Source organism: Pseudomonas danubii, from assembly GCF_042980055.1.
Taxonomy (GTDB): domain Bacteria; phylum Pseudomonadota; class Gammaproteobacteria; order Pseudomonadales; family Pseudomonadaceae; genus Aquipseudomonas; species Aquipseudomonas danubii.
In genome coordinates this window covers 5,529,209-5,555,208 of record NZ_CP116502.1, presented here as the reverse complement: position 1 = coordinate 5,555,208, position 26,000 = coordinate 5,529,209, and the positions used below count along the sequence as shown (strand labels likewise).

Annotated in this window: 22 protein-coding genes; 3 read left to right on the top strand and 19 right to left on the bottom strand. The window is 60.4% G+C overall.

Annotated features, from left to right (window positions below; all coding sequences use genetic code 11):
- Positions 1 to 10 precede the first annotated feature (10 nt).
- The 16 genes from nuoH to PFZ56_RS24890 form a co-directional block, all read right to left on the bottom strand.
- A complete protein-coding gene (nuoH, locus tag PFZ56_RS24965) occupies positions 11 to 1,018 on the bottom strand; it encodes an NADH-quinone oxidoreductase subunit NuoH (protein WP_102864716.1) in 1,008 nt (335 codons plus the stop codon).
- A complete protein-coding gene (gene nuoG / locus PFZ56_RS24960) occupies positions 1,015 to 3,729 on the bottom strand; it encodes an NADH-quinone oxidoreductase subunit NuoG (RefSeq protein WP_170003875.1) in 2,715 nt (904 codons plus the stop codon). The genes nuoH and nuoG overlap by 4 nt, the downstream gene beginning before the upstream one ends.
- 137 nt (positions 3,730 to 3,866) lie before the next feature.
- The gene (gene nuoF, locus PFZ56_RS24955) at positions 3,867 to 5,222 is read right to left on the bottom strand and encodes an NADH-quinone oxidoreductase subunit NuoF (RefSeq protein WP_102864718.1); all 1,356 of its coding nucleotides are present in this window, start codon (positions 5,220 to 5,222) and stop codon (positions 3,867 to 3,869) included.
- A complete protein-coding gene (nuoE, locus tag PFZ56_RS24950) occupies positions 5,219 to 5,716 on the bottom strand; it encodes an NADH-quinone oxidoreductase subunit NuoE (RefSeq protein WP_011062188.1) in 498 nt (165 codons plus the stop codon). Before nuoE ends, nuoF begins: the two co-directional genes overlap by 4 nt.
- Before the next feature lie 2 nt (positions 5,717 to 5,718).
- The gene (gene nuoC, locus PFZ56_RS24945; RefSeq protein WP_102864719.1) at positions 5,719 to 7,500 is read right to left on the bottom strand and encodes an NADH-quinone oxidoreductase subunit C/D; all 1,782 of its coding nucleotides are present in this window, start codon (positions 7,498 to 7,500) and stop codon (positions 5,719 to 5,721) included.
- 70 nt (positions 7,501 to 7,570) lie between these two features.
- On the bottom strand, positions 7,571 to 8,245 hold the full coding sequence (locus PFZ56_RS24940; RefSeq protein ID WP_011062186.1) for an NADH-quinone oxidoreductase subunit B family protein: 675 nt from the start codon (positions 8,243 to 8,245) through the stop codon (positions 7,571 to 7,573).
- Positions 8,246 to 8,255: 10 nt separating this feature from the next.
- Positions 8,256 to 8,669, bottom strand: a complete 414-nt coding sequence (locus PFZ56_RS24935; RefSeq protein WP_011062185.1) for an NADH-quinone oxidoreductase subunit A — start codon at positions 8,667 to 8,669, stop codon at positions 8,256 to 8,258.
- 602 nt (positions 8,670 to 9,271) lie between these two features.
- On the bottom strand, positions 9,272 to 10,597 hold the full coding sequence (gene aceA, locus PFZ56_RS24930) for an isocitrate lyase (RefSeq protein ID WP_025126589.1): 1,326 nt from the start codon (positions 10,595 to 10,597) through the stop codon (positions 9,272 to 9,274).
- A gap of 514 nt (positions 10,598 to 11,111) precedes the next feature.
- Entirely contained in the window at positions 11,112 to 11,867 is a 756-nt protein-coding gene (locus PFZ56_RS24925) for a secretin N-terminal domain-containing protein (protein ID WP_102864720.1), read from the bottom strand.
- A 176-nt stretch (positions 11,868 to 12,043) separates the two neighbouring features.
- On the bottom strand, positions 12,044 to 12,466 hold the full coding sequence (locus tag PFZ56_RS24920) for a GNAT family N-acetyltransferase (protein WP_102864721.1): 423 nt from the start codon (positions 12,464 to 12,466) through the stop codon (positions 12,044 to 12,046).
- Positions 12,459 to 13,625 carry a cupin domain-containing protein gene (locus PFZ56_RS24915; RefSeq protein WP_102864722.1) on the bottom strand — a complete coding sequence of 389 codons (1,167 nt, stop codon included), beginning with the start codon at positions 13,623 to 13,625 and terminating at the stop codon, positions 12,459 to 12,461. Before PFZ56_RS24915 ends, PFZ56_RS24920 begins: the two co-directional genes overlap by 8 nt.
- A gap of 83 nt (positions 13,626 to 13,708) precedes the next feature.
- Positions 13,709 to 15,079 carry an adenylosuccinate lyase gene (gene purB, locus PFZ56_RS24910; RefSeq protein WP_102881787.1) on the bottom strand — a complete coding sequence of 457 codons (1,371 nt, stop codon included), beginning with the start codon at positions 15,077 to 15,079 and terminating at the stop codon, positions 13,709 to 13,711.
- 119 nt (positions 15,080 to 15,198) lie between these two features.
- Entirely contained in the window at positions 15,199 to 15,822 is a 624-nt protein-coding gene (hflD, locus tag PFZ56_RS24905) for a high frequency lysogenization protein HflD (protein WP_025126594.1), read from the bottom strand.
- Positions 15,819 to 16,952 (bottom strand): tRNA 2-thiouridine(34) synthase MnmA, encoded by a 1,134-nt coding sequence (gene mnmA / locus PFZ56_RS24900; protein ID WP_102864724.1) that lies wholly within the window; start codon positions 16,950 to 16,952, stop codon positions 15,819 to 15,821. Before mnmA ends, hflD begins: the two co-directional genes overlap by 4 nt.
- A gap of 71 nt (positions 16,953 to 17,023) precedes the next feature.
- Positions 17,024 to 17,470, bottom strand: a complete 447-nt coding sequence (locus tag PFZ56_RS24895) for an NUDIX hydrolase (RefSeq protein ID WP_102881785.1) — start codon at positions 17,468 to 17,470, stop codon at positions 17,024 to 17,026.
- 147 nt (positions 17,471 to 17,617) lie between these two features.
- Entirely contained in the window at positions 17,618 to 19,843 is a 2,226-nt protein-coding gene (locus tag PFZ56_RS24890; protein WP_102881784.1) for an NADP-dependent isocitrate dehydrogenase, read from the bottom strand.
- A 505-nt stretch (positions 19,844 to 20,348) separates the two neighbouring features.
- Between PFZ56_RS24890 and icd the strand changes: the two genes are divergently transcribed.
- The gene (gene icd, locus PFZ56_RS24885; protein WP_102864727.1) at positions 20,349 to 21,605 is read left to right on the top strand and encodes an NADP-dependent isocitrate dehydrogenase; all 1,257 of its coding nucleotides are present in this window, start codon (positions 20,349 to 20,351) and stop codon (positions 21,603 to 21,605) included.
- A gap of 79 nt (positions 21,606 to 21,684) precedes the next feature.
- Here the strand turns inward: icd and cspD are convergent, their stop codons facing one another.
- Positions 21,685 to 21,942, bottom strand: a complete 258-nt coding sequence (gene cspD / locus PFZ56_RS24880; protein WP_102864728.1) for a cold shock domain-containing protein CspD — start codon at positions 21,940 to 21,942, stop codon at positions 21,685 to 21,687.
- A gap of 224 nt (positions 21,943 to 22,166) precedes the next feature.
- Between cspD and clpS the strand changes: the two genes are divergently transcribed.
- Together clpS and clpA are read left to right on the top strand one after the other, a co-directional pair.
- Positions 22,167 to 22,529 carry an ATP-dependent Clp protease adapter ClpS gene (clpS, locus tag PFZ56_RS24875; protein ID WP_011062173.1) on the top strand — a complete coding sequence of 121 codons (363 nt, stop codon included), beginning with the start codon at positions 22,167 to 22,169 and terminating at the stop codon, positions 22,527 to 22,529.
- Positions 22,530 to 22,558: 29 nt separating this feature from the next.
- Positions 22,559 to 24,829: an ATP-dependent Clp protease ATP-binding subunit ClpA gene (clpA, locus tag PFZ56_RS24870; protein ID WP_170004533.1), complete on the top strand. Its 2,271-nt coding sequence runs from the start codon at positions 22,559 to 22,561 to the stop codon at positions 24,827 to 24,829.
- A gap of 126 nt (positions 24,830 to 24,955) precedes the next feature.
- Here clpA and infA read toward each other — a convergent pair whose 3' ends face one another.
- The gene (gene infA, locus PFZ56_RS24865; protein ID WP_002553999.1) at positions 24,956 to 25,174 is read right to left on the bottom strand and encodes a translation initiation factor IF-1; all 219 of its coding nucleotides are present in this window, start codon (positions 25,172 to 25,174) and stop codon (positions 24,956 to 24,958) included.
- Positions 25,175 to 25,274: 100 nt separating this feature from the next.
- Complete coding sequence (locus PFZ56_RS24860; protein ID WP_102864730.1) at positions 25,275 to 25,982, bottom strand: arginyltransferase; 708 nt, start codon at positions 25,980 to 25,982, stop codon at positions 25,275 to 25,277.
- Between the last annotated feature and the right edge of the window lie 18 nt (positions 25,983 to 26,000).

The window sequence follows — 26,000 nt, the reverse complement described above, 5'->3', positions numbered from 1 at the left end:
GGTCAAATCCTCACTGAACCGCGCCCGCAGGCGTGTTCAACAACACAAGCGCAGCGGTCACCAGCAAATTGATCAGGGTCAGCGGCAGGCAGAATTTCCAGCTGAAGTCCATCACCTGGTCATAACGCGGGCGCGGGATAGAGGCGCGCAGCAGGATGAACAGCATGATGAAGAACGCGGTCTTCAGGGCGAACCAGACGAAGGACAGTTGCGGCAGGATGCCGAACGGACCGTGCCAGCCACCGAAGAACAGGGTGACCAACAGTGCCGAGATCAAGATGATGCCGATGTACTCACCAACGAAGAACATGCCCCATTTCATGCCGGCGTATTCAATGTGGTAACCGTCGGCCAGTTCCTGCTCCGCTTCCGGCTGGTCGAAGGGGTGACGGTGAGTCACGGCCACGCCAGCGATGAAGAAGGTACAGAAGCCGAAGAACTGCGGAATGATGAACCACAGGTTCTGCGCCTGGTACTCGACGATGTCGCGCATGTTGAAGGAACCGACCTGAGCCACGATGCCCATCAGCGCCAGGCCCATGAACACTTCGTAGGACACGGTCTGGGCCGAAGCCCGCAAGCTGCCCAGCAGGGCGAACTTGTTGTTACTCGACCAGCCGGCGAACAGCACCGCGTAGACCGACAGGCCCGCCATGGCGAAGAAGAACAGCAGGCCGATGTTCAGGTCCGCGACGCCCCAGGTCGGGGTGATCGGGATGATCGCGAAGGCGATCAGCAGGGCGGACATGGCGACCACCGGTGCCAGGGTGAAGATCACCTTGTCGGCAAACGGCGGGGTCCAGTCTTCCTTGAAGAACATCTTCAGCATGTCGGCGGCGATCTGGAACATGCCGAACGGGCCAACGCGGTTCGGACCGTAACGGTCCTGCCACCAGCCCAGCAGGCGACGTTCGACGAAGCTCAGCAGCGCACCGGCGATTACCACCGCCAGCAGGATCACGACGGCCTTGACGACCGTCAGGATCACGTCGATCACTTCAGGGGTAAACCAACTCATTGCGCCGCCTCCTGCAGACCGTCAACGGATTTGCCAAAGAACGCCGGAGGAATCCCCGCCAGACCGGCAGGCAGCCCCACCAGGCCAGCACCCAGCTCTTCGTTGATGCGCAGTGGCAGACGCAGGGTCTGGCCGGCTACGTTCACCGCGAGCAGGGCACCGTCGTTGACACCCAGGCGATCGGCTTCGGACTTGGCCAGGGCCACGTAGGCCGCCGGAATGCGTTCCTGTACCGGAGCGGCTTTCGAAGAGTTCTCTTCGCTGCCGAACAGGTGATAGAACGGCACCGCTTGCCAGGTGCCCTGAGCCGGAGAGAAGGCCCGCGGTACGCTGGCGAACCAGTTGAGACGGTCGCCCTGGCTTTCGATCAGGCGAGTACCCGGATCACCGGCACGCAGATGGCCGCCGACTTCGTCCTGGAACTTGTTCCAGGCTTGCGGCGAGTTCCAGCCCGGCGACCAGGCGAACGGCACTTGCGAGCGCGGTTCGGCGGAGCCCGAGTAACCTTCCATGGAGTAGGCGAAGGCGGTATCCGGGTCTTGCGGGGTGCGCGGTTCATGCACGCTCTGGTTGGCGCGCATGGCGGTACGGCCGCTGTAGCGCAGCGGTTCGCGGGCCAGTTTCAGGCCTTTGATACGGAACGCTGCGGAAGGTGCCGCGTCGATGATGGAAGCCAGTTGCGGGGTGCTCGCGGCGCAGGCAGCGGTCACGTGGTCCAGCTGGGTCCAGTCCACCGGCTTGTTCAGCAGAGTGCTGCGCAGGGCATGCAGCCAGCGCCAGCCTTCGTGGACCATGATGCTGGCGTCCAGGTAGGTCGGATCGAAGACCTGGAAGAAGCGCTGGGCGCGACCTTCCTGGCTGACCAGGGTGCCGTCGCCTTCGGCAAAGCTGGCCGCCGACAGCACCAGGTGCGCGCGCTCAAGGGTGGCGGTCTGTTGATGATCGGCAACGATCACCACCTTCGCCGCGTTCAGTGCGGCATCCACTTTGGCTGCGTCGGTGCGGGTATACAGGTCGTTTTCCAGCACCACGATGGCGTCGGCCTTACCGTCGATCACCGTCTGCAGGGCCGCGTCCACGGATTCGCCACCGAGCATGGCCAGGCCGAGGCTGTTGGCCTCTGGCACGATCAGGCTGATGGAGCCGGCTTTCTCGCGCAGCTTCAAGGCTTTGGCGATGTTCGCCGCAGCTTCGATCAGTGCCTTGGAGCCCAGGGAGGTACCGGAAATGATCAGTGGACGCTTGGCCGCCAGCAGAGCGTCGGCAATGCGCTTGGCCAGTTCCAGGGCTTCACTGTCCAGGCCTTCCACGGCAGGGGCGCTGGCGTCGATGGCGTGGGCCACGGCGAAACCGATGCGCGCCAGGTCGTCTGGAGCGGCGTGTACACACTCCTCGGCCACGTCGTCGAGCTTGGTTTCAGCCAGGCTGGCAATGAACAGCGGGTTCAGCGCGTGCTGGCCGATGTTCTTCACGGCGGCGTCGAGCCAAGGCTGGACGCGCATGGCGTCGGCCATTTCCTCGGCCTTGCCCTTGACCGACTGGCGCAGGGCCAGGGCCATGCGTGCGGCGGTTTGGGTCAGGTCTTCGCCAAGGACGAAGATGGCATCGTGGTCTTCGATCTCGCGCATGTTCGGAACCGGCAGCGGACTGTCGTTCAGAACCTGCAGAACCAGGCGGATGCGCTCCAGTTCAGAAGCTTCGATACCACTGTAGAAGTGCTCGGCACCGACCAGCTCACGCAGCGCGTAGTTGCTTTCCAGGCTGGCGCGAGGCGAGCCGATACCGACGATGTTGCGACCGCGTAGCAGGTCGGCCGCCTGGTCCAGCGCCTGGTCCAGAGTCAGCTGGGTGCCATCGGCCAGGCGTGGCTGGCGCGGACGGTCCTTGCGGTTGACGTAGCCGTAGCCAAAACGGCCGCGGTCGCAGAGGAAATACTGGTTCACCGAACCGTTGTAGCGGTTCTCGATGCGCCGCAGCTCGCCGTAGCGCTCGCCCGGGGAGATGTTGCAACCGCTGGAGCAGCCATGGCAGATGCTCGGCGAGAACTGCATGTCCCACTTGCGGTTGTAGCGCTCGGAGTGAGTCTTGTCGGTGAACACACCGGTCGGGCAGACCTCGGTGAGGTTGCCGGAGAACTCGCTTTCCAGGGTGCCGTCTTCAACGCGACCGAAGTACACGTTGTCGTGGGCGCCGTAGACGCCCAGGTCGGTGCCGCCGGCGTAGTCCTTGTAGAAGCGCACGCAGCGATAGCAGGCGATGCAGCGGTTCATTTCGTGGGAAATGAACGGGCCGAGGTCCTGGTTCTGGTGGGTGCGCTTGGTGAAGCGATAACGGCGCTCGTTGTGGCCGGTCATCACCGTCATGTCTTGCAGGTGGCAGTGACCGCCTTCCTCACAGACCGGGCAGTCGTGGGGGTGGTTAGTCATCAGCCACTCGACAACACTGGCGCGGAAGGCCTTGGATTCTTCATCGTCGATGGAGATCCAGGTGTTGTCAGTGGCTGGGGTCATGCAGGACATGACGATACGACCACGGGTGTCGTTCTCGTCGGTGTACTGCTTGACCGCGCACTGGCGACAGGCACCGACGCTACCGAGAGCGGGATGCCAGCAGAAATAAGGGATGTCGAGGCCTAGTGACAGACAAGCCTGTAACAGGTTGTCCGCCCCATCGACTTCGAGCGCTTTGCCGTCTACGTGGATAGTGGCCATGGTTCAAAGTTCTTCGTTGGCCCGGTGTCAGCGGGCGTGGCTAATGGAATCTTGTTATGCGTGCGAATCAACACAGCCGTTCACGGCGTCATCGCACGTCGAGCGCAGGGCACGGACCCTGCGCCCTCATCTAAGCGTTAGGCGCCGACTACGATCGGTCGGGCCAGAGGCGGGACGGCGGCGCTGGTGGGCGCGATGCCGGCTTCGAACTCTGGACGGAAATACTTGATGGCACTGCCCAACGGCTCCACGGCACCCGGTGCGTGAGCACAGAAGGTCTTGCCTGGGCCGAGGAACCCCACCAGACCCAGCAGGGTCTCGATGTCGCCTTGCTGGCCCTGGCCGTTCTCCAGAGCCATCAGCAGTTTGACGCTCCATGGCAGGCCATCACGGCAAGGGGTGCAGAAGCCGCAGGATTCACGGGCGAAGAATTGCTCCATGTTGCGCAACAGCGACACCATGTTGATGCTGTCGTCCACCGCCATGGCCAGGCCGGTACCCATGCGGGTGCCCACTTTGGCGATGCCGCCGGCATACATTTGCGCATCCAGGTGTTCTGGCAGCAGGAAGCCGGTACCGGCGCCGCCTGGCTGCCAGCACTTGAGCTTGAAGCCGTCGCGCATGCCGCCGGCGTAGTCTTCGAACAGCTCGCGTGCGGTCACGCCGAAGGGCAGCTCCCACAGGCCAGGGTTCTTCACTTTGCCGGAGAAGCCCATCAGCTTGGTGCCGTGGTCTTCGCTGCCTTCGCGGGCCAGGGATTTGTACCACTCCACACCGTCGCCGATGATCGCCGGCACGTTGCACAGGGTCTCGACGTTGTTCACGCACGTCGGCTTGCCCCACACGCCTACGGCCGCAGGGAAGGGCGGCTTGGAGCGTGGGTTGGCGCGACGGCCTTCCAGGGAGTTGATCAGTGCGGTTTCTTCACCGCAGATGTAACGCCCGGCGCCGGTGTGGACGAACAGCTCGAAATCGAAACCGCTGCCCAGGATGTTCTTGCCCAACAGGCCTGCGGCCTTGGCTTCTTCCACGGCACGCCGCAGGTGCTTGGCGGCGGTGGTGTATTCGCCCCGCAGGAAGATGTAGCCGCGGTAGGTCTTCAGTGCACGGGCACTGATCAGCATGCCTTCGATCAGCAGATGGGGCAGTTGCTCCATCAGCATGCGGTCCTTCCAGGTGTTGGGTTCCATTTCGTCCGCGTTGCACAGCAGGTAGCGGATGTTCATGGACTCGTCTTTGGGCATCAGGCCCCACTTCACGCCGGTGGGGAAGCCCGCACCGCCGCGCCCCTTGAGGCCGGCATCCTTGACGGTCTGGACGATATCGTCCTGGGACAGGTCGGCGAAAGCCTTGCGGGCCGCCGCGTAACCGTTCTTGGCCTGGTACTCGTCGAACCATACAGGCTCGCCGTCGTCACGCAGACGCCAGGTCAGGGGGTGGGTTTCTGCGGTACGCGCAATGCGGTTCGCAGGGCCGAAAGAGGTCAGGGTCATACGTAGCCCTCCAACAGTTTGGCCACGCCAGCAGGCTGTACGTCGCCGAAAGTGTCGTCGTCGATCATCAGCGCCGGGGCCTTGTCGCAGTTGCCCAGGCAGCACACCGGCAGCAGGGTGAAGCGGCCGTCGGCGGTGGTCTGGCCGAGGCCGATGCCCAGCTCGCTCTGAATCTGGCTGACCACGGACTCGTGGCCGCCGATGTAGCAGACCATGCTGTCGCAGACGCGAATGATGTGGCGGCCCACTGGCTGACGGAAGATCTGGCTGTAGAACGTCGCCACGCCTTCAACGTCGCTGGCGGGGATGCCAAGGATCTCGCCGATGGCGTAGACCGCGCCGTCCGGCACCCAGCCACGTTCCTTCTGGACGATCTTCAGGGCTTCGATCGACGCCGCGCGCGGGTCTTCGTAATGATGCATCTCGTGCTCGATGGCCGAGCGCTCGGTTTCGCTCAGGGCGAAACGGTCTGTCTGGATAAGCGTGCTGTTCATGCTTAGCGGTCCACGTCGGCCATAACGAAGTCGATACTACCCAGGTACGCGATCAAGTCCGCGACCATACTGCCGCGGATCACCGAAGGGATCTGCTGCAGGTGGGCGAAGCTTGGGGTGCGAATCCGGGTGCGGTAGCTCATGGTGCCGCCATCGCTCGTCAGGTAATAACTGTTGATGCCCTTGGTCGCTTCGATCATCTGGAAGGATTCGTTGGCCGGCATCACCGGACCCCACGAAACCTGCAGGAAGTGCGTGATCAAGGTTTCGATGTGCTGCAGGGTGCGCTCTTTCGGCGGCGGCGTGGTCAGCGGGTGATCCGCCTTGTACGGCCCTTCCGGCATATTGCGCAGGCACTGATCGATGATCTTGATGCTCTGGCGCATCTCCTCGACGCGAACCATGCAGCGGTCGTAGGCGTCACCGTTGGCCGCCAGTGGAACTTCGAACTCGAAGTTCTCGTAGCCGGAGTACGGACGAGCCTTGCGCAGGTCGAAATCGCAGCCGGTGGAACGCAGGCCGGCACCGGTGACGCCCCATTCCAGGGCTTCCTTGGTGTTGTAGGCGGCAACGCCGATGGTCCGACCCTTGAGGATGCTGTTCTGCAGGGCGGCCTTGGTGTATTCGTCGAGGCGCTTGGGCAGCCATTCAACGAAGTCCTTGACCAGCTTTTCCCAGCCGCGGGGCAGGTCGTGGGCGACGCCGCCGATGCGGTACCAGGCCGGGTGCAGGCGGAAGCCGGTGATGGCTTCGATCACGGTGTAGGCACGCTGGCGGTCGGTGAAGGTGAAGAACACCGGGGTCATGGCACCGACGTCCTGGATGTAGGTACCCAGGAATAGCAGGTGGCTGGTGATGCGGAAGAACTCGGCCATCATGATGCGGATGACGTCGACCTTCTCCGGTACCTTGATGCCGGCCAGCTTCTCGACCGAGAGCACGTACGGCAGGTTGTTCATCACCCCGCCGAGGTAGTCGATACGGTCGGTGTAAGGGATGAAGCTGTGCCAGGACTGGCGCTCGGCCATCTTCTCGGCACCACGGTGGTGGTAGCCGATGTCCGGTACGCAGTCGACGATCTCTTCGCCGTCCAACTGCAGGATGATGCGGAAGGCACCGTGGGCCGATGGGTGGTTCGGGCCCAGGTTGAGGAACATGTAGTCCTCGTTGGCACCGGAACGCTTCATGCCCCAGTCTTCTGGACGGAAGCGCGCGGCTTCTTCTTCCAACTGCTGTTTGGCCAGGGTCAGGCTGAACGGGTCGAACTCGGTGGCGCGGGCCGGGAAGTCCTTGCGCAGCGGGTGACCTTCCCAGGTCGGCGGCATCATGATCCGCGAAAGGTGAGGGTGGCCGGCAAAGTCGATGCCGAACATGTCCCAGACTTCACGCTCGTACCAGTTGGCATTGGGCCAGATACCGGTGACGGTCGGCAGGCTGAGATCGCCTTCGGACAGGGCCACTTTGATCATCACGTCGCTGTTACGTTCGATCGACAGCAAGTGGTAGAACACGCTGAAATCGGCACTCGGCAGGCCTTGACGCTTGGTGCGCAGGCGCTCGTCCACGCCATGCAGGTCATAGAGCATGACGTACGGCTTGGGCAGGTTGCGCAGGAAGGTCAGGATTTCAACGAGTTTGGAGCGGGTAACCCACAGCACCGGCATGCCGGTGCGGGTGGCCTGGGCGGTGAACGCCTCAGGGCCAAAACGGTTATTGAGTTCGACAACCACATCCTGGTCGTCAGCCTTATAAGGCGGGATGTACAGAGCACTGCCTGTAGTCATGGTTTTTTATCGCTTTCGGTCAACGTAAAGAGTGAAGCCAGTGTCGTTTCTTTGTCAGAACAGATCTGGATCAGACTTCGTCAGGGCTGCGCAGGTTGGTGACCTGAATACGCTGTTCGCGGCGCTGCTCCTTTTGCGACGGCATTTCGGCGCGGTATACGCCTTGATCACCGACGACCCAGGAAAGTGGGCGACGCTCCTGGCCAATGGATTCTTGCAAGAGCATCAAGCCTTGCAGGAATGCTTCAGGGCGGGGCGGGCAGCCAGGTACGTAGACGTCCACGGGCAGGAACTTGTCCACCCCCTGAACTACGGAGTAGATGTCGTACATGCCACCGGAGTTGGCGCACGAACCCATGGAGATAACCCATTTAGGCTCGAGCATTTGCTCATAGAGACGCTGGATGATCGGCGCCATCTTGATGAAGCAGGTGCCGGCAATAACCATGAAATCCGCCTGACGCGGCGATGCCCGGATAACCTCGGCGCCAAAGCGCGCGATGTCGTGGGGCGCCGTGAAGGCAGTGGTCATTTCCACGTAGCAGCAGGACAGACCGAAGTTGTACGGCCACAGGGAGTTCTTACGCCCCCAGTTGACCGCGCCGCTCAGCACGTCTTCCAGCTTGCCCATGAAGATGTTTTTGTGGACCTGATCCTCTAACGGATCGGAAACGGTTTCCCGTTCGCCGATCGGGTACTGATCGTTAGGAGCATCGGGGTCGATCCTGGTGAGATTGTATTGCATCGCCAAAGCCTCATTGTTTTAGCTTCGCCTGCCGCTTACGACGACCTTCCGGAGCCCAGTCAAGAGCCCCCACTCGCCAAAGGTAGACAAGACCTGCCAACAGAATTGCTATGAAAACGAGAGCTTCGACGAATCCGGTCCAGCCGCTTTCGCGGACGGACACAGACCAGGCAAAGAGAAAGAGGGCTTCGATATCGAAGATCACGAAGAGCATCGCGACCAGATAGAATTTGGCTGAGAGCCGCAAGCGGGCGCCACCGGTAGGTAGCATGCCGGACTCGAACGGTTCGTTTTTGCTGCGGCCCCAGGCTTTTGACCCGAGGAGGCTGGAGACGCCGAGCATGAAGGCGCAAAGGCCGACAACACCCAGAAGGAAAATGGCAAAGCCCCAGTTGTGGGCCATGAGTCCTGTCGCTTCGGGCATGCTGGTAATCCTTAACAGAGAGCAAGAGTCTCTGAGCTTGATAAAGAAATAAAGCAGTGACGATATGTCGCAGCGCAATCAATCGCGCTGATTTTATGGCTAAACACCGGGCAAGTAAAATTTCTAAAGCGAAATTGTTTATCGTAATAAGGACATAGCTCACCCCTGTAGCCCCGTAAGCCGCGGCCTGTGGGCATTAGGGGAGGTTTTGTTAATTATGTTTTGTTGCAGCTGCAACGAAAGTTATAGCGGCTAAATGATAATCAATATTGTTTGGGTGTTGTTTTAATCTGCTTTCCTTCGGGGAGTGGGAAAGTTGCTTGTTATATCCCTGTTACTGCAAGTAGCAGGGGCGCACCTTTTAACCTGTTTCGCTCTGGGTAACACCGCTCTGGATCAATGTTTGGCGAGCTTTTTTGCAGGGGCCGGGCGTCTCGAGGTTTTTGAGGGGGCTGCAGGGGAGCGGTTCGCCGGCAAGCTGGCTGCTGCAGGTTTGGCGGGCAAAAAAACGCCCCGAACCAGTCGGGGCGTCAGTTGTACAGCAATGCAGTTGTTTTTACCGGGCCTGCATTGGCCGCTCGATCAAGGCGCGAGGCCTGGAATCAGTGGAACTGCTCTTCTTCGGTGGAACCGGTCAGAGCGGTTACCGAGGACGAGCCACCCTGGATCACAGTGGTCATGTCGTCGAAGTAGCCGGTGCCCACTTCCTGCTGGTGCGCCACGAAGGTGTAGCCTTTGGCGGCGTCAGCGAATTCCTGCTCTTGCAGCTTCACGTAGGCGGTCATGTCGTTGCGGGCGTAGTCGTGCGCCAGGTTGAACATGCTGTGCCACATGTTGTGGATGCCGGCCAGGGTGATGAACTGGTGCTTGTAACCCATGGCGGACAGTTCGCGCTGGAACTTGGCGATGGTGGCGTCGTCCAGGTTTTTCTTCCAGTTGAAGGAAGGCGAGCAGTTGTACGACAGGATTTGGTCCGGGTATTCCTTCTTGATTGCTTCGGCGAAGCGACGAGCTTCGTCCAGGTCCGGCTTGGCGGTTTCGCACCAGATCAGGTCGGCGTACGGAGCGTAAGCCAGGCCGCGGGCGATCGCTTGATCCAGGCCGGCTTTTACTTTGTAGAAGCCTTCCTGGGTGCGAGTGCCAGTCACGAACGGCTGGTCGTACGGGTCGCAGTCCGAAGTCAGCAGGTCAGCAGCGTTGGCGTCGGTACGGGCCAGGATGATGGTCGGTACACCGGCAACGTCGGCCGCCAGGCGGGCAGCGGTCAGCTTCTGTACGGCTTCCTGGGTTGGAACCAGTACCTTGCCGCCCATATGGCCGCACTTCTTCACGGAAGCCAGCTGGTCTTCGAAGTGAACGCCGGCGGCGCCCGCTTCGATCATGCTCTTCATCAGCTCGTAGGCGTTCAGTACGCCGCCGAAACCGGCTTCAGCGTCAGCTACGATAGGTGCGAAGTAGTCGATGTAGCCGTCGTCGCCCGGATTCTTGCCGGCTTTCCACTGGATTTGGTCGGCACGACGGAACGAGTTGTTGATGCGCTTGACCACTGTCGGAACCGAATCCACCGGGTACAGCGACTGGTCGGGGTACATGGATTCGGCGGAGTTGTTGTCCGCAGCCACTTGCCAGCCGGACAGATAGATTGCCTGGATGCCGGCTTTGACCTGTTGAACAGCCTGGCCGCCGGTCAGGGCGCCCATGCAGTTGACGAAATCTTTCTCAGGACGGAAGGACGGCTTGGCACCTTGGGTGACCAGGTTCCAGAGCTTCTCGGCGCCCATGCGTGCCAGGGTGTGCTCGGGTTGGACCGAACCACGCAGACGGACCACATCGGCAGCGGAATAAGTGCGAGTCACGCCTTTCCAGCGCGGGTTTTCAGCCCAGTCTTTTTCAAGGGCTGCAATTTGCTGTTCGCGTGTCAGTGCCATGGAGATAAACCTCGTCGCGTCTTGTGTAAAAAGTCGTTCTTGGTTGGAGAATTCCGGCTCCGCCGATCACGCGTCGTAACGTTGCGTGGAAGGCTGCTCGCTGACCAGGAAGCTTAGGCGGTCCAGTCGGGTCTGGCGGGGATGGCGACGGGTGAACGATGGGCTCGAGGGGAGAGTGAGCAGGTGAAGGCGAGCTGCGGTGCGCATGCGGGCGTCGTGGGCCTTGGTGCGTTCCATCAGTGTGTTGCCGATCGACCTAAATACGCTTCCGTCCCTCGGGACAACTTCGTTCCAGTCGCAATCTCGTCAAACACACCTTGTGGGCAGTACAGACACGAATCGGCTCAGGTGGGTAGGTTAGAGCGGCGATCCGAAGGCCCTTGCCAGGGCCCCTGATTAGCGGGAGCGAGGCCATCATGCCCGCGGTTTTTTGGCTCGTCAAATGTTTTGTAGTGCTTTTTTTATGGCACTACATCTTTGGTCTAATACGACTAATCAGTCAGTTTTTGGTGCTTTAGTCCAAGGCGTCGACCTTGACGCGCAAGGTCATGTCATCCCGTCCTTGAGTCGAGTAGCTGCGGCCCAGGGCCTGCTTGTCGGCCTGGGTCTGGCGATTGACCCCGGCCAGGGTGATCCACTCGCCGAGGCGCCCGCTGACAGTTGTGTCGGTACTTTGCACGTTCACTACATCAGGGCGTTCCTGGCTCATGCGGTCGCGGTTGGTGCTGATACTCAGGTGCACGGTCTCGCCGGTGACGCTGGCTGTCACGTAGAAGCCCTGGGTGACGTTGCGGTATTGAGTCTGGTTTTGCAGGCGACCGTAGGGATCGGTCTGGGTGGTGGTCAGGGGCACGCTCTGGCCAACCTGGATCAGCGCCGGCACGCCTTCGCTGGCCTGGACCTGTTGGATGCCGCCATCGCGGCTCTCGGTGCTGCGATTGATGATGCGCGTTTGCGGTGCACCATTGACCGAATAACCCTGGTTGTCCTGGAAGTTGTTCTCGTTGGTGTCGACGGTGATCAGCAGACGCTTGGCCGCGGTATCCAGTTGCGCAATGAAGGCCCGCAGTTCGGCGATCTTGCCCGGCTCGGCGTTGACGATCAGTTGGTTGCCATAGGCGCTGACCTTGCCATCCTTGCCCAGAAAATTCTGCGCCACGGGCAGCAGGTCGGCGCTGGTGCGGTTGTTGAGGGGCACGATCTCGGTGGCGGCCATGACCGAGCAGCTGAAGGTCAGCAGCAGCGTCGTGAGCAAGGTGCGTAGGGACATATCCGTTATCTCCGCGAGTAGCTGGCGTAAAGCCTTGAGTTTGACACTTTGTCGGCTTTGGGTGGGGCAAGTTGAATCCTAGACGGCAAAACGCCCCGGCATCCTGGTCTTGCGCCTGGTGGGCGCAAGGGGATGGCGGGGCGTTCGCTCTGGCTATTGCCGCTGGGGCTTGTCGGTCAGGCGCCGCGAACCATGTCGACGTGGGGGATTCCCGCTTCGAGGAATTCCTCGCTGACAATCGAGAAGCCCAGGCGCTCGTAGAACGGCGTGGCCTGGACCTGGGCGCTGAGCATCTGTTGCTTCAGGCCGCGCTTCTCGGCTTCGTCGATCACTGCACGCATCAGCGCATCGCCGACCTTGAGGCCGCGCCAGTCCTTGAGTACCGAGACCCGGCCGACATGGCCGTCCGGCAGCAGGCGCGCGGTACCGATAGGGAAATCACCCTCGCAGGCCAGAAAGTGCACCGCGCTGTCGTCGTCGGCATCCCACTCCAGCTCGGGCGGAACCGATTGCTCGGCAATGAACACTGCTTCACGAATGCGCCGGATCTCGGCGTTATCCTTTTGCCAGTCTGCGACACGTACGTGAATCTTATTCATCGGCAAACCCCAGGCTCCCTTGCTTGACCAGTTCACACAGCAGGCCGCGCCCATCTTCATCCGCCAGCCAAGGGCCGAGGTTGTCGATATGCAGGGCGTCGGCGGCGCAAATCATTTTCAGCAGCTCGCGCAGTTTACCGGGAAGCAGGCGACTTTGGCCGCTGGCGAACAGCAGCAGATCTTCATCGACCTCCGACCAGGCCAGGCGTGCGCTTGGATTGCGGATCAGGATCGCGCCCTGTTCCAGGCTGCCCAGCAGGTCGTCCTCTTCCAGTTCCGGGCCGACCACCAGTTCCGGGTAGCGTGGCTCGGTCATGAACTGGCCGAACCAGGTCAGCAGCAGGCGTTCGTCGCTCATGTGCTCGGCCAGTAGGCCTTTGAGGCGATCAAGGGCATCCTGCTGGATCTGGTGCGGGTCGCTGGCCGGCTGCACGTCGGCGTCGGTGTAGCGCTCTTCGTCCGGCAGGAACTGGCCGAGGAAGTCGGTGAAGTGAGTCAGCACTTCAGCGGCGCTCGGGGCGCGGAAGCCCACCGAGTAGGTCATGCAGTCGTTCAGCGCGACGCCGTAGTGGGCCAGGCGTGGGGGTAGGTAGAGCATATCGCCCGGCTCCAGGACCCAGCTTTCGGTCTCTTCGAATTCGGCGAGGATGCGCAGGTCCGCGTGCTGCAGCAGCGGGCTCTCGGAGTCGCACATCTGGCCGATCTTCCAGTTGCGCTTGCCGTGGCCTTGCAGCAGGAACACGTCGTAGTTGTCAAAGTGTGGGCCGACGTTACCGCCCGGTGCGGCGAAGCTGATCATCACGTCATCGATGCGCCAGCTCGGCAGGAAGCGGAAGTGCTCCAGCAGCTCGGCGACTTCCGGGACGAACTGGTCCACGGCCTGGACCAGCAGGGTCCAGTCGCGCTCCGGCAGCTTGCTGAACTCGTCTTCGGCGAACGGGCCGCGACGCAGCTCCCAGGGGCGTTCGCCTTTCTCGATCACCAGGCGCGATTCGACTTCTTCTTCCAGGGCCAGGCCGGCCAGTTCGTCAGGTTCGATCGGGCTTTCGAAGTCAGGCAGGGCCTGACGGATCAGCAGGGGCTTCTTCTGCCAGTAGTCACGCAGAAATTCCCGTGCAGTGATGCCGCCCAGAAGTTGAAGTGGAATGTCAGGATTCATTTGTAACCTATTGAAAAAGTTTACTTTTCTAGCAGGAATAAAAACGCCCGGCGCGGCCGGGCGTCAAAAGGTCGAGCAGTCGGTCAGATGCGCTTGGCCTGGGCCACGGCATTGCCGATGTAACTGGCCGGGGTGAGCTGCTTCAGCTCGGCCTTGGCCGCGGCCGGCATGTCCAGCCCGTCGATGAAAGTCTGCAGCGCTTCAGGGCTGATGCCCTTGCCGCGGGTCAGTTCCTTGAGCTTTTCGTACGGATTTTCGATGTTGTAGCGACGCATCACGGTCTGAATCGGCTCGGCCAGGACTTCCCAGCAAGCGTCCAGGTCTTCAGCGATCTTCTGGGCGTTGAGCTCCAGTTTGCTGATGCCCTTGAGGCTGGCTTCGTAGGCGATCACGCTGTGAGCGAAGCCCACGCCCAGGTTGCGCAAGACGGTGGAGTCGGTCAGGTCGCGCTGCCAGCGGGAAATCGGCAGCTTGCTCGCCAGGTGCTGGAACAGGGCGTTGGCGATCCCCAGGTTGCCTTCGGAGTTTTCGAAGTCGATCGGGTTGACCTTGTGCGGCATGGTCGAGGAACCGATTTCGCCGGCAATAGTGCGCTGCTTGAAGTAGCCCAGGGAGATGTAGCCCCAGATATCGCGATCGAAGTCGATCAGGATGGTGTTGAAGCGGGCGATGGCGTCGAACAGCTCGGCGATGTAGTCGTGCGGCTCGATCTGAGTGGTGTAGGGGTTGAAAGCCAGGCCCAGCTCGTCTTCGATGAAGGCGCGTGCGTTGGCTTCCCAGTCGATGTCCGGGTAGGCCGAGAGGTGGGCGTTGTAGTTGCCCACGGCGCCGTTGATCTTGCCCAGCAATGGCACGGCAGCGACCTGAGCGATCTGACGCTCCAGACGGTACACGACGTTGGCCAGTTCTTTGCCCAGGGTGGTCGGCGAGGCCGGCTGACCGTGGGTACGCGACAGCATCGGCACTTCGGCGAAACGGATCGCCAGTTCGCGGATGGCGTTGGCGGTCTGGCGCATCAGCGGCAGCATCACTTCATCACGGCCTTCGCGCAGCATCAGGGCGTGGGACAGGTTGTTGATGTCCTCGCTGGTGCAGGCGAAGTGGATGAATTCACTGACGTTGGCCAGCTCAGGCAGCTTGGCGGCTTGTTCCTTGAGCAGGTACTCGATGGCCTTGACGTCGTGGTTGGTGGTGCGTTCGATCTCTTTGACACGCTCGGCGTGCTCCAGGGAGAAGTTCTCTGCCAGGGCATTGAGGACGGCGTTGGCTTCGGCGGAGAACGCCGGCACTTCGCTGATGGCGCTGTGGGCGGCCAGGCGCTGGAGCCAGCGCACTTCAACGAGGACGCGAGCACGGATCAGGCCGTATTCGCTGAAAATGGGGCGCAGGGCCTGGGTTTTGCCGGCGTAGCGGCCGTCAACAGGGGAAACCGCAGTGAGCGAAGAGAGCTGCATGGGGTGTTCTCGGACAGTCGGGCAACGAAATGGGGCGCGTATCATACATGAAAATATCCGCAGGTCCGTTGCCAACTGACCAGCGTCTTACGCGCAGCTCTTGAAAAATCAGGCGCAGCTCAGCTGCTGCGCATCAATGGATAAAGCTCTTTGAGCAATTTGCGCCGGCTGATCACCAGTTGCCAGCGATGGCCGCCCAACTGGCGCCACAGGCGTGCGGAACGAATGCCGGCCAGCAGCAGGGCGCGAATTTTCGAGGCATTGCTCGGTTGCTGCAGGTTGCGCATGTCGCCATGTACCTGAATGCGCTGGCGCAGGGTGCTCAGGGTGTCCTGATACAGCCCGCCGCACGCGGCAATGACGTTTTCGTGGGCCGGGCCGAAGTGTTCGACCTGGGACTGGATCTGCGGCAGGCGCTTGCCGATGGTTTCCAGCAGGTCTTCGCGCTTGGCCAGCTGACGTTCCAGGCCGAGCATCGACAGGGCGTAGCGCAGCGGCTCGCGTTGCAGAGTGCTGGGGTCGCGCTCCAGGGCGCCGATCAGGGCGCGGTAGCCCTCGCGCAGGTTGATATCGTCGCCGCCATAGACTTCCAGGGTGTCCTTCGGATCACGGATCAGCAGGCTGCCGAGCATGCAGCTCAAGGCCGCTTCGCTGACCTGACCTGTCTTGGCAATGCGGTCCACCAGCACTGCGGCAAGGAATACGCCGCCCAGTGCCGTCAGTTGCTCCTGAATCGGGCTCATGGACGGACGTCCTTGCTGCTCCAGGGTTCGGCGACTTCGATGACGCCTCCGCCGAGGCAGATTTCACCGTCGTAGAACACCACGGACTGGCCGGGGGTTACGGCGCGCTGTGGGTCGTCGAAGGTGGCGCGGTAGCCGTTGGCGGTCTTTTCCAGGGTGCAGGGCTGGTCGCTCTGGCGGTAGCGCACCTTGGCGGTCAGGCGCCGTGGCTGGCTCAGGTCGATGGGGTTGACCCAATAGATGTCGGAGGCCAGCAGGGCGCGGGAGAACAGCCAGGGGTGATCGTTGCCCTGGCCAACGATCAACTCGTTGTGCTCCAGGTCCTTGATCAGCACGTACCACGGCTCTTCGCCGGCGTCTTTCAGGCCGCCGATGCCCAGGCCCTGGCGTTGGCCGATGGTGTGGTACATCAGGCCGTGATGGCGGCCGATGACTTCACCTTCGGTGGTCTTGATCTCGCCGGGCTGGGCCGGCAGGTATTGCTTGAGGAAGTCGCTGAAGCGCCGCTCACCGATAAAGCAGATGCCGGTGGAGTCTTTCTTCTTTGCAGTAGCCAGGTCGTGTTTCTCGGCGATGGCGCGTACTTCGGGTTTTTCCAGCTCGCCCACCGGGAACAGGGTCTTGGCGATCTGCTCGCCGCCAACGGCATGCAGGAAATAGCTCTGGTCCTTGTTCGGGTCCAGGCCCTTGAGCAGTTCGGTGCGGCCGTCGATGTCGCGGCGGCGCACATAGTGGCCGGTGGCGATCAGGTCGGCGCCGAGCATCATGGCGTAGTCGAGGAACGCCTTGAACTTGATTTCACGGTTGCACAGGATGTCCGGGTTCGGCGTGCGACCGGCCTTGTATTCGGCCAGAAAGTGCTCGAACACGTTGTCCCAGTATTCGGCGGCGAAGTTGGCGGTGTGCAGCTTGATGCCAAGCTTGTCGCACACGGCCTGGGCATCCGCCAGGTCGTCCATGGCGGTGCAGTACTCGGTTCCGTCGTCTTCCTCCCAGTTCTTCATGAACAGGCCTTCCACCTGGTATCCCTGCTCCATCAGCAGGAGGGCGGAAACGGAAGAATCCACGCCGCCGGACATGCCGACAATGACGCGCTTCTTTTGGGTGTCAGAAGGGGCTGGATCACGCATAGGAATTCAATGGGTGTCTTGAAAAAGGACGCGATTCTAACAGGCTGAGGCCTGCAAGGCTAAAACTGCGGTTAAAGCATTGGTCGGATCAGCGCCAGGCTGTGCAACTGGCCGTCCAGGTAGTCGTCCAGGCACTGCAGGATCAGCTCACTGCGCCAGTTGGCCCGTTGCTCCAGCAGTTGCTCGCGGCTCAGCCAGCGTGGGCCGATGATGCCGTCGTCCAGTTGATAGTCCGGATGATGGCGCAGCGGCTTGGCGGCAAAGCACACGCGCTGGTAGGTCACGCCGTTGCTGGGGGCGGTGTACAGGTAGATGCCGACCACGCCGGTCAACTCCACGTCCCAGCCGGTTTCCTCCAGGGTTTCGCGGATGGCCGCCTGGAGCAGGCTTTCATTGGCATCCAGGTGCCCGGCGGGCTGATTGAGCACGGCCTGTTCGCCCGAGTACTCCTCGACGAACAGGAAGCGGCCCTGGTCCTCGACGATGGTGGCGACAGTGATATGCGGTTGCCATTCCATAAAGGCACTCCTTTATAAAGGGTGAGCATTGTAGGAGCCGGCTTGCCGGCGAAGCGAGCGCTGTCTGTTTCGTCGGCAGGCCGGCTCCTGCGGACTCCAGAAGCACAAACCCCGGCGCGGGGCCGGGGTTCGTGTGTTCGCTCGTGCTTACACCAGCGCAGCGATGGCCGCGTTGAGAGTGGCGCTCGGGCGCATGGCCTGGCTCACCAGCTCAGGGTTGGCGCTGTAGTAGCCACCGATGTCCACAGGCTTGCCCTGTACGGCGTTGAGCTCGGCGACGATGGTCGCTTCGTTCTCGGTCAGGGTCTTGGCCAGGGTGCTGAACTGTGCTTGCAGGGCAGTGTCCTCGGTCTGGGCGGCCAGGGCTTGTGCCCAGTACAGCGCCAGGTAGAAGTGGCTGCCGCGGTTGTCGATGTTGCCGACTTTGCGCGATGGCGACTTGTTGTTGTCGAGGAACTGACCGGTAGCCTGGTCCAGGGTCTTGGCCAGTACCAGGGCTTTCGGGTTGTTGTAGGTGTTGCCCAGGTGCTCCAGGGAAGCGGCCAGGGCCAGGAACTCACCCAGGGAGTCCCAGCGCAGGAAGTTCTCTTCCAGCAGCTGTTGCACGTGCTTCGGAGCCGAACCGCCGGCGCCGGTTTCGAACAGGCCGCCACCGTTCATCAGTGGCACGATCGACAGCATCTTGGCGCTGGTGCCCAGTTCCATGATCGGGAACAGGTCGGTGAGGTAGTCGCGCAGTACGTTGCCGGTCACCGAGATGGTGTCCTTGCCGTCACGGGTGCGGGCCAGGGTGAACTTCATGGCTTCAACCGGGGACATGATGCGGATGTCCAGGTCGCTGGTGTCGTGATCTTTCAGGTAAGCCTGAACTTTTTCGATCATCACACCGTCGTGGGCGCGCATCGGGTCCAGCCAGAAGATCGCTGGGGTGCTGCTGGCGCGAGCACGGTTGACTGCGAGCTTGACCCAGTCCTGGATCGGCGCGTCTTTGGTCTGGCACATACGGAAGATGTCGCCAGCTTCGACTTTCTGCTCCAGCAGCAGGCTGCCTTTGCTGTCGGTTACGCGAACCACGCCGTCAGCCTTGATTTCGAAGGTCTTGTCGTGGGAGCCGTACTCTTCGGCTTTTTTCGCCATCAGGCCAACGTTCGGCACGCTGCCCATGGTGGTCGGATCGAACGCGCCGTTGGCTTTGCAGTCTTCGATCACGGCCTGGTAGATGGTGGCGTAGCAACGGTCTGGGATCACCGCCTTGGTGTCGTGCAGCTGGCCGTCGGTGCCCCACATCTTGCCGGAGTCACGGATCATGGCCGGCATCGAGGCGTCGACGATCACGTCGCTCGGCACGTGCAGGTTGGTGATGCCTTTGTCAGAGTTGACCATCGCCAGGGCAGGGCGGGCTGCGTAGACCGCCTGGATGTCGGCTTCGATTGCAGCTTGCTGGTCGGCCGGCAGGGCCTTGATGCGGGCGTACAGGTCGCCGATACCGTTGTTCAGGTTGAAGCCGATTTCCTGCAGCACAGCGGCGTGCTTGCTCAGGGCGTCCTGATAGAACTCGGCAACGATCTGGCCGAACATGATCGGGTCGGAGACTTTCATCATGGTGGCCTTGAGGTGCACCGACAGCAGTACGCCTTGTTTCTTCGCGTCTTCGATTTCAGCGGCGATGAAGGCGCGCAGGGCCTTTTTGCTCATCACGGCGCAGTCGAGGATTTCACCGGCTTGCACGGTGGTTTTTTCTTTCAGGACGGTGGCTGTGCCGTCTTGGGCGATCAGTTCGATCTTGACGCTGTCTGCGGCTTCGATCAGGGCGGCTTTTTCGCTGCCGTAGAAGTCGCCGTTGCTCATGTGGGCAACGTGGGACTTGGAGTCCTTGGCCCAGGCGCCCATCTTGTGCGGGTGCTTGCGCGCGTAGTTCTTCACCGACAGCGGAGCGCGGCGGTCGGAGTTGCCTTCACGCAGAACCGGGTTCACGGCGCTGCCCTTGACCTTGTCGTAACGCGCCTTGGCGTCTTTGTCGGCGTCGCAGGTCACGGTTTCTGGGTAGTCCGGCAGGGCGTAGCCCTGGGCCTGCAGTTCTTTGATCGCGGCTTGCAGTTGCGGTACCGAGGCGCTGATGTTCGGCAGCTTGATGATGTTGGCTTCCGGGGTAACGGCCAGTTCGCCCAGTTCGGCGAGGTGGTCCGGTACCGCTTTGGCACCCAACTGCTCAGGGAAGCTGGCGAGGATGCGGCCGGCCAGGGAGATGTCGCGGGTTTCCACGGCGATATCAGCCGAAGCGGTGAAGGCTTCTACGATAGGCAGCAGGGAATAGGTGGCTAGGGCCGGGGCTTCGTCGGTGAAGGTGTAGATGATCTTCGAGCGGGTGGGCATATTCGGATTAACTCTCTTCTTTGCTAAAGCGTGCGCAGAAACTCGAGGTGCGCCGGGTAAGCGCTTTCGTTCAAAGGTCATCCATGAGCCGAATGTCGAGGTTTCTTCGCGGTGATGTTGGGTGCATCAGTCGAGCGTCAAGCGGGTGGGCTGCGGTAACAACCCGGCTTTGGGCGGCCATTCTCGGCTTGTTTTTTTCGGTAGCAGAGCGTTCGGCCGTCGTGACTCTGTGGTCAGCGGCGGCATTATACATAGGTAGCTAGCAAAACGCCGATGCTTCATAGGAGCCCGTTCTCGTCCATTGGTCTAAAGGTCGCAGGCGGGGGGTAGGCGTAGAGTCGCTCGAGGTGCTCGATTTTGGCACTTTTCCCTTTGCTTTCAGGCTTGTAGGCCGCGAACTGTGCAGCTTTCACGGCATATGGGTGGAACATGAGGTTCCCGTCCAGATTCAACTGGGTTACGCTCGAACGCAGCCAGATGTTCAATCCACACAACGGAGTTCAGCATGGGATACAAGAAGATTCAGGTTCCAGCAGTCGGCGACAAAATCACCGTCAACGCAGACCATTCTCTCAATGTTCCTAACAACCCGATTATTCCTTTCATCGAAGGCGACGGTATTGGTGTTGATATCAGCCCGGTCATGATCAAGGTTGTCGATGCTGCGGTTAAGAAGGCTTACGGCGGCGAACGCAAGATTTCCTGGATGGAAGTGTATGCCGGGGAAAAAGCGACTCAAGTGTACGACCAGGATACCTGGCTGCCTCAGGAAACCCTGGACGCGGTAAAGGACTACGTGGTTTCCATCAAGGGGCCGCTGACCACTCCGGTCGGTGGTGGCATCCGTTCCCTGAACGTGGCCCTGCGTCAACAGTTGGACCTGTATGTGTGCCTGCGCCCGGTGCGCTGGTTCGAAGGCGTGCCTAGCCCGGTGAAAAAGCCTGGCGATGTGGACATGACCATCTTCCGTGAAAACTCCGAAGACATTTACGCCGGTATCGAGTGGAAGGCCGGTACGGCAGAAGCCACCAAGGTCATCAAGTTCCTTAAAGAAGAAATGGGCGTCACCAAGATCCGTTTCGACGAAAACTGCGGCATCGGCGTCAAGCCGGTTTCCCTGCAGGGCACCAAGCGTCTGGCGCGCAAGGCGCTGCAGTATGTAGTGGATAACGACCGCGACTCGCTGACCATCGTCCACAAAGGCAACATCATGAAGTTCACCGAAGGTGCCTTCAAAGAGTGGGCCTATGAAGTGGCGGCTGAAGAGTTCGGCGCAACCCTGCTGGACGGCGGTCCTTGGATGCAGTTCAAGAATCCGAAAACCGGCAAGAACGTCATCGTCAAGGATGCTATCGCTGACGCCATGCTCCAGCAGATCCTGCTGCGCCCGGCCGAATACGATGTGATCGCCACCCTCAACCTCAACGGTGACTACCTGTCCGACGCCCTGGCGGCGGAAGTGGGTGGTATCGGTATCGCTCCGGGTGCCAACCTTTCTGACACCGTGGCCATGTTCGAAGCGACCCACGGTACCGCGCCCAAGTATGCCGGCAAGGATCAGGTCAATCCGGGTTCGCTGATTCTCTCCGCGGAGATGATGCTGCGCCACATGGGCTGGACTGAAGCGGCCGACCTGATCATCAAGGGCACCAACGGCGCCATCTCGGCCAAGACCGTGACTTATGACTTCGAGCGTCTGATGGAGGGAGCGACCCTGCTGTCTTCGTCGGCATTCGGTGATGCACTGATCTCGCACATGTAAGCGAATTTGGGCTGAAAGCAAACCGGCCGACTCAATCCCTTGAGTCGGCCGGTTTTTTTATGACTGGATGTTGGATGAATCAGCTCAGGGCGCTTTCGGTCTGGACCTCGGCGGTGACGATTTCGCCGGGTACCTTCAAGGCGCTGATTTTGATTGCATGCAGCCCCTTGGGGCCTTGGATGATCTCGAAGCTCACTGCCTGCCCGGCTTTCAAGGTCTTGTAGCCATCCATATCGATGGCCGAGTAATGGGCAAACAGATCGTCAGTCTTGCCCTCCTCATTAATAAAGCCATAGCCCTTGGCATTGTTGAACCACTTGACCTTACCGCTAGCCATACTCATATCCCTCTGCAACAGACTCCATCACTGGAGTATCATCCAGTTCATCCGCCGCCAAACTTGGTAAAAAGGTTGACGCCGCGGACGTTTATTACCCAATGTGGGCCCTATTGGTTGTAACACCGTTTTGCCGATAGTCAAGGTGACCCGGCAGTCGGAGTTGAATTCCGTCCAGGGCGCCCCCACCACTGTATTTGCACAACTGACGAACCTTTCTTTCCATGCATGCAATCAGCCAGATTCGACTAACATTCAATCAGGATCGCCCGGACTTGCACGACGACGATTCCGCTGGCTTGGCTGTACAGGAAGCTAAGCCTGCGTTACAGGCGCCGCCGATGTACAAGGTGGTTTTGTTCAACGATGACTACACCCCGATGGATTTCGTCGTCGAAGTGCTCGAGATGTTTTTTAACCTGAATCGCGAGCTGGCGACCAAGGTCATGCTGGCCGTCCATACCGAAGGGCGGGCAGTGTGTGGATTGTTTACCCGCGACATCGCCGAGACCAAGGCTATGCAGGTCAACCAGTACGCCCGGGAAAGCCAGCATCCGCTACTCTGTGAAATCGAGAAGGACGGTTAACGCCGACCACTTGGGTATGAGGTGAAGCTATGTTAAACCGCGAGCTCGAAGTCACCCTCAATCTCGCCTTCAAGGAGGCCCGTTCGAAGCGTCATGAATTCATGACCGTCGAGCACCTTCTGTTGGCTCTTTTGGATAATGAGGCCGCCGCCACCGTTTTACGTGCCTGCGGAGCAAACCTCGACAAACTCAAGCACGACCTGCAGGAGTTCATCGACTCCACCACGCCGCTGATTCCTGTGCACGACGAGGATCGCGAGACTCAGCCGACCCTGGGTTTCCAGCGTGTGCTGCAACGTGCTGTCTTTCATGTACAGAGCTCGGGCAAGCGTGAAGTCACCGGCGCCAATGTGCTGGTGGCAATCTTCAGTGAGCAAGAGAGTCAGGCAGTGTTCCTGCTGAAACAGCAGAGCGTTGCCCGTATCGATGTGGTCAATTACATCGCCCATGGCATTTCCAAGGTGCCTGGGCATGGTGATCATTCTGAAGGTGAACAGGATATGCAGGACGAAGAGGGTGGTGAGTCGTCTTCTTCGGGCAATCCTCTGGATGCCTATGCCAGCAACCTCAATGAATTGGCCCGTCAAGGGCGGATTGATCCGTTGGTGGGTCGCGAGCAGGAGGTGGAGCGCGTTGCGCAGATCCTCGCTCGTCGACGCAAGAACAATCCGTTATTGGTAGGTGAAGCGGGTGTGGGCAAGACCGCCATTGCCGAAGGCTTGGCCAAGCGTATTGTCGACAATCAGGTTCCAGACCTGTTGGCCAGCAGCGTTGTCTACTCCCTGGATCTAGGGGCGTTGCTGGCGGGTACCAAATACCGTGGCGATTTCGAGAAGCGCTTCAAGGCGTTGCTGGGCGAATTGAAGAAGCGTCCTCAGGCGATTCTGTTCATTGACGAGATTCATACCATCATCGGTGCCGGTGCGGCCTCCGGTGGGGTAATGGATGCCTCGAATCTGCTCAAGCCGCTGCTGTCCTCAGGTGATATCCGTTGCATCGGTTCGACCACCTTCCAGGAATTCCGTGGGATCTTCGAGAAGGACCGGGCCCTGGCTCGGCGCTTCCAGAAGGTCGATGTGTCCGAGCCTTCGGTCGAGGACACCATTGGTATCCTGCGCGGTCTCAAAGGTCGCTTCGAGCAGCATCACAGCATCGAATACAGTGATGAAGCCCTGCGTGCCGCGGCTGAACTGGCCTCGCGCTACATCAATGACCGGCATATGCCGGACAAGGCCATCGACGTCATCGACGAGGCGGGCGCCTACCAGCGTCTGCAGCCGGCCGAGAAGCGCGTGAAGCGCATCGAGGTGGCTCAGGTCGAGGATATCGTGGCGAAAATTGCCCGTATTCCGCCAAAACATGTCACCAGTTCCGATAAAGAGCTGCTGCGCAACCTTGAGCGCGATCTCAAGTTGACGGTGTTTGGCCAGGATGCGGCGATTGATTCGCTGTCTACCGCCATCAAGTTGTCCCGTGCGGGCCTGAAGTCTCCGGACAAGCCGGTGGGTTCGTTCCTGTTCGCCGGTCCTACCGGTGTCGGCAAGACCGAAGCGGCTCGGCAGTTGGCCAAGGCTATGGGTATCGAGCTGGTGCGCTTCGACATGTCCGAGTACATGGAGCGGCACACCGTATCGCGCTTGATTGGTGCGCCTCCCGGCTATGTCGGTTTCGACCAGGGTGGCTTGCTGACCGAAGCGATCACCAAGCAGCCGCATTGCGTATTGCTGCTCGATGAAATCGAGAAGGCGCATCCGGAAGTCTTCAACCTGCTGCTGCAGGTGATGGATCACGGCACCCTGACCGACAACAACGGGCGCAAGGCGGATTTCCGCAATGTGATCGTCATCATGACCACCAACGCCGGTGCTGAAACCGCGGCGCGAGCCTCTATCGGCTTCACTCATCAGGATCACTCTTCCGATGCCATGGAAGTGATCAAGAAGAGCTTTACGCCAGAGTTCCGCAACCGTCTGGACACCATTATCCAGTTCGGTCGCCTGAGTCACGAAGTGATCAAGAGCGTGGTGGACAAGTTCCTTACCGAGCTTCAAGCGCAGTTGGAAGACAAGCGCGTACAGTTGGAAGTGACCGATGCCGCTCGCAGCTGGCTGGCCGCCGGTGGTTACGACGTGGCCATGGGTGCACGCCCGATGGCGCGTTTGATCCAGGACAAGATCAAACGTCCCCTGGCCGAGGAGATCCTGTTTGGCGAATTGTCCGATCATGGCGGTGTGGTACACATCGACATCAAGGATGGCGAGTTGACCTTCGATTTCGAGACCACGGCGGAAATGGCTTGATGGCCGCGTAACGCAGCAGTACCGCCAAAGGCACCGGAGGGTGCCTTTGTGCTATCTGGGGGTTGAACAGTTTTTTGCCGACGAACAAAAACGCCCGGCATAACCGGGCGTCTTGTATTGACTTGCTTAGCGAGCGCGGTAAGTGATGCGCCCTTTGCTCAAGTCATAGGGCGTCAGCTCGACGCGCACTTTGTCACCGGTAAGAATACGAATGTAGTTCTTGCGCATCTTGCCGGAAATATGCGCGGTTACGACGTGCCCATTTTCCAACTCCACACGAAACATGGTGTTGGGCAGGGTGTCGACGACAGTGCCTTCCATTTCGAAGCTGTCTTCTTTCGACATGCAGTAAAGCCCTCGGTGTCCAATGAATGGCCCGGTGCAACTGCGCCAGGCAAAAGCGGCGTGCATTGTGCCCGAAAAGTGGGGTTTAAGCCAAGACCTTCTAGTTGAGGATCACCCATCTCTGGTTAACCAGCAGCTCTATGGGGCGATATTGGGTCTTGTAGTTCATCTTTTTGCAGTTTTTGATCCAGTAGCCGAGGTACACCGCGTCCAGCCCCAGGCGCAGGGTTTCGCCGATTTGCCAGAGGATTGCGTAGCGCCCCAGGCTGCGGCGCTCTTCATCGGGTTCATAGAAGGTGTAGACCGCCGAAAGCCCGTTGGGCAATAGGTCGGTAACGGCCACCGCCAGCAGGCGCCCCTCCAGGCGGAACTCGTAGAAGCGGGAAAACGGCAGGTCACGCACCAGGAAGGTCGAGAACTGGTCGCGGCTGGGGGGGAACATGTCGCCGTCGGCGTGGCGTTGCTCGATGTAGCGTTGGTAAAGGTCGAAGTACTCTTCGCTGAAGCCGGGTTTGGCCGCTTGTACGCTCAGGTCGCTGTTTCGTTTGAGAATGCGTTTTTGCTGACGATTGGGTAGGAACTGCGCCACTGGAATGCGCGCCGGGACGCAAGCGTTGCAGTTTTGGCAGTGGGGGCGGTACAGGTGATCGCCGCTGCGACGAAACCCCATTTCCGACAGATCTGCGTAGACATGCACGTCCATGGGCTGGCTGGGATCGAGGAACAAGGTGGTGGCCTGTTCGTCGGGCAGGTAGCTGCAAGAATGGGGTTGAGTGGCATAAAACTTCAGGCGCGCCAACTCGGTCATGAGTCAACCCTCGGAATA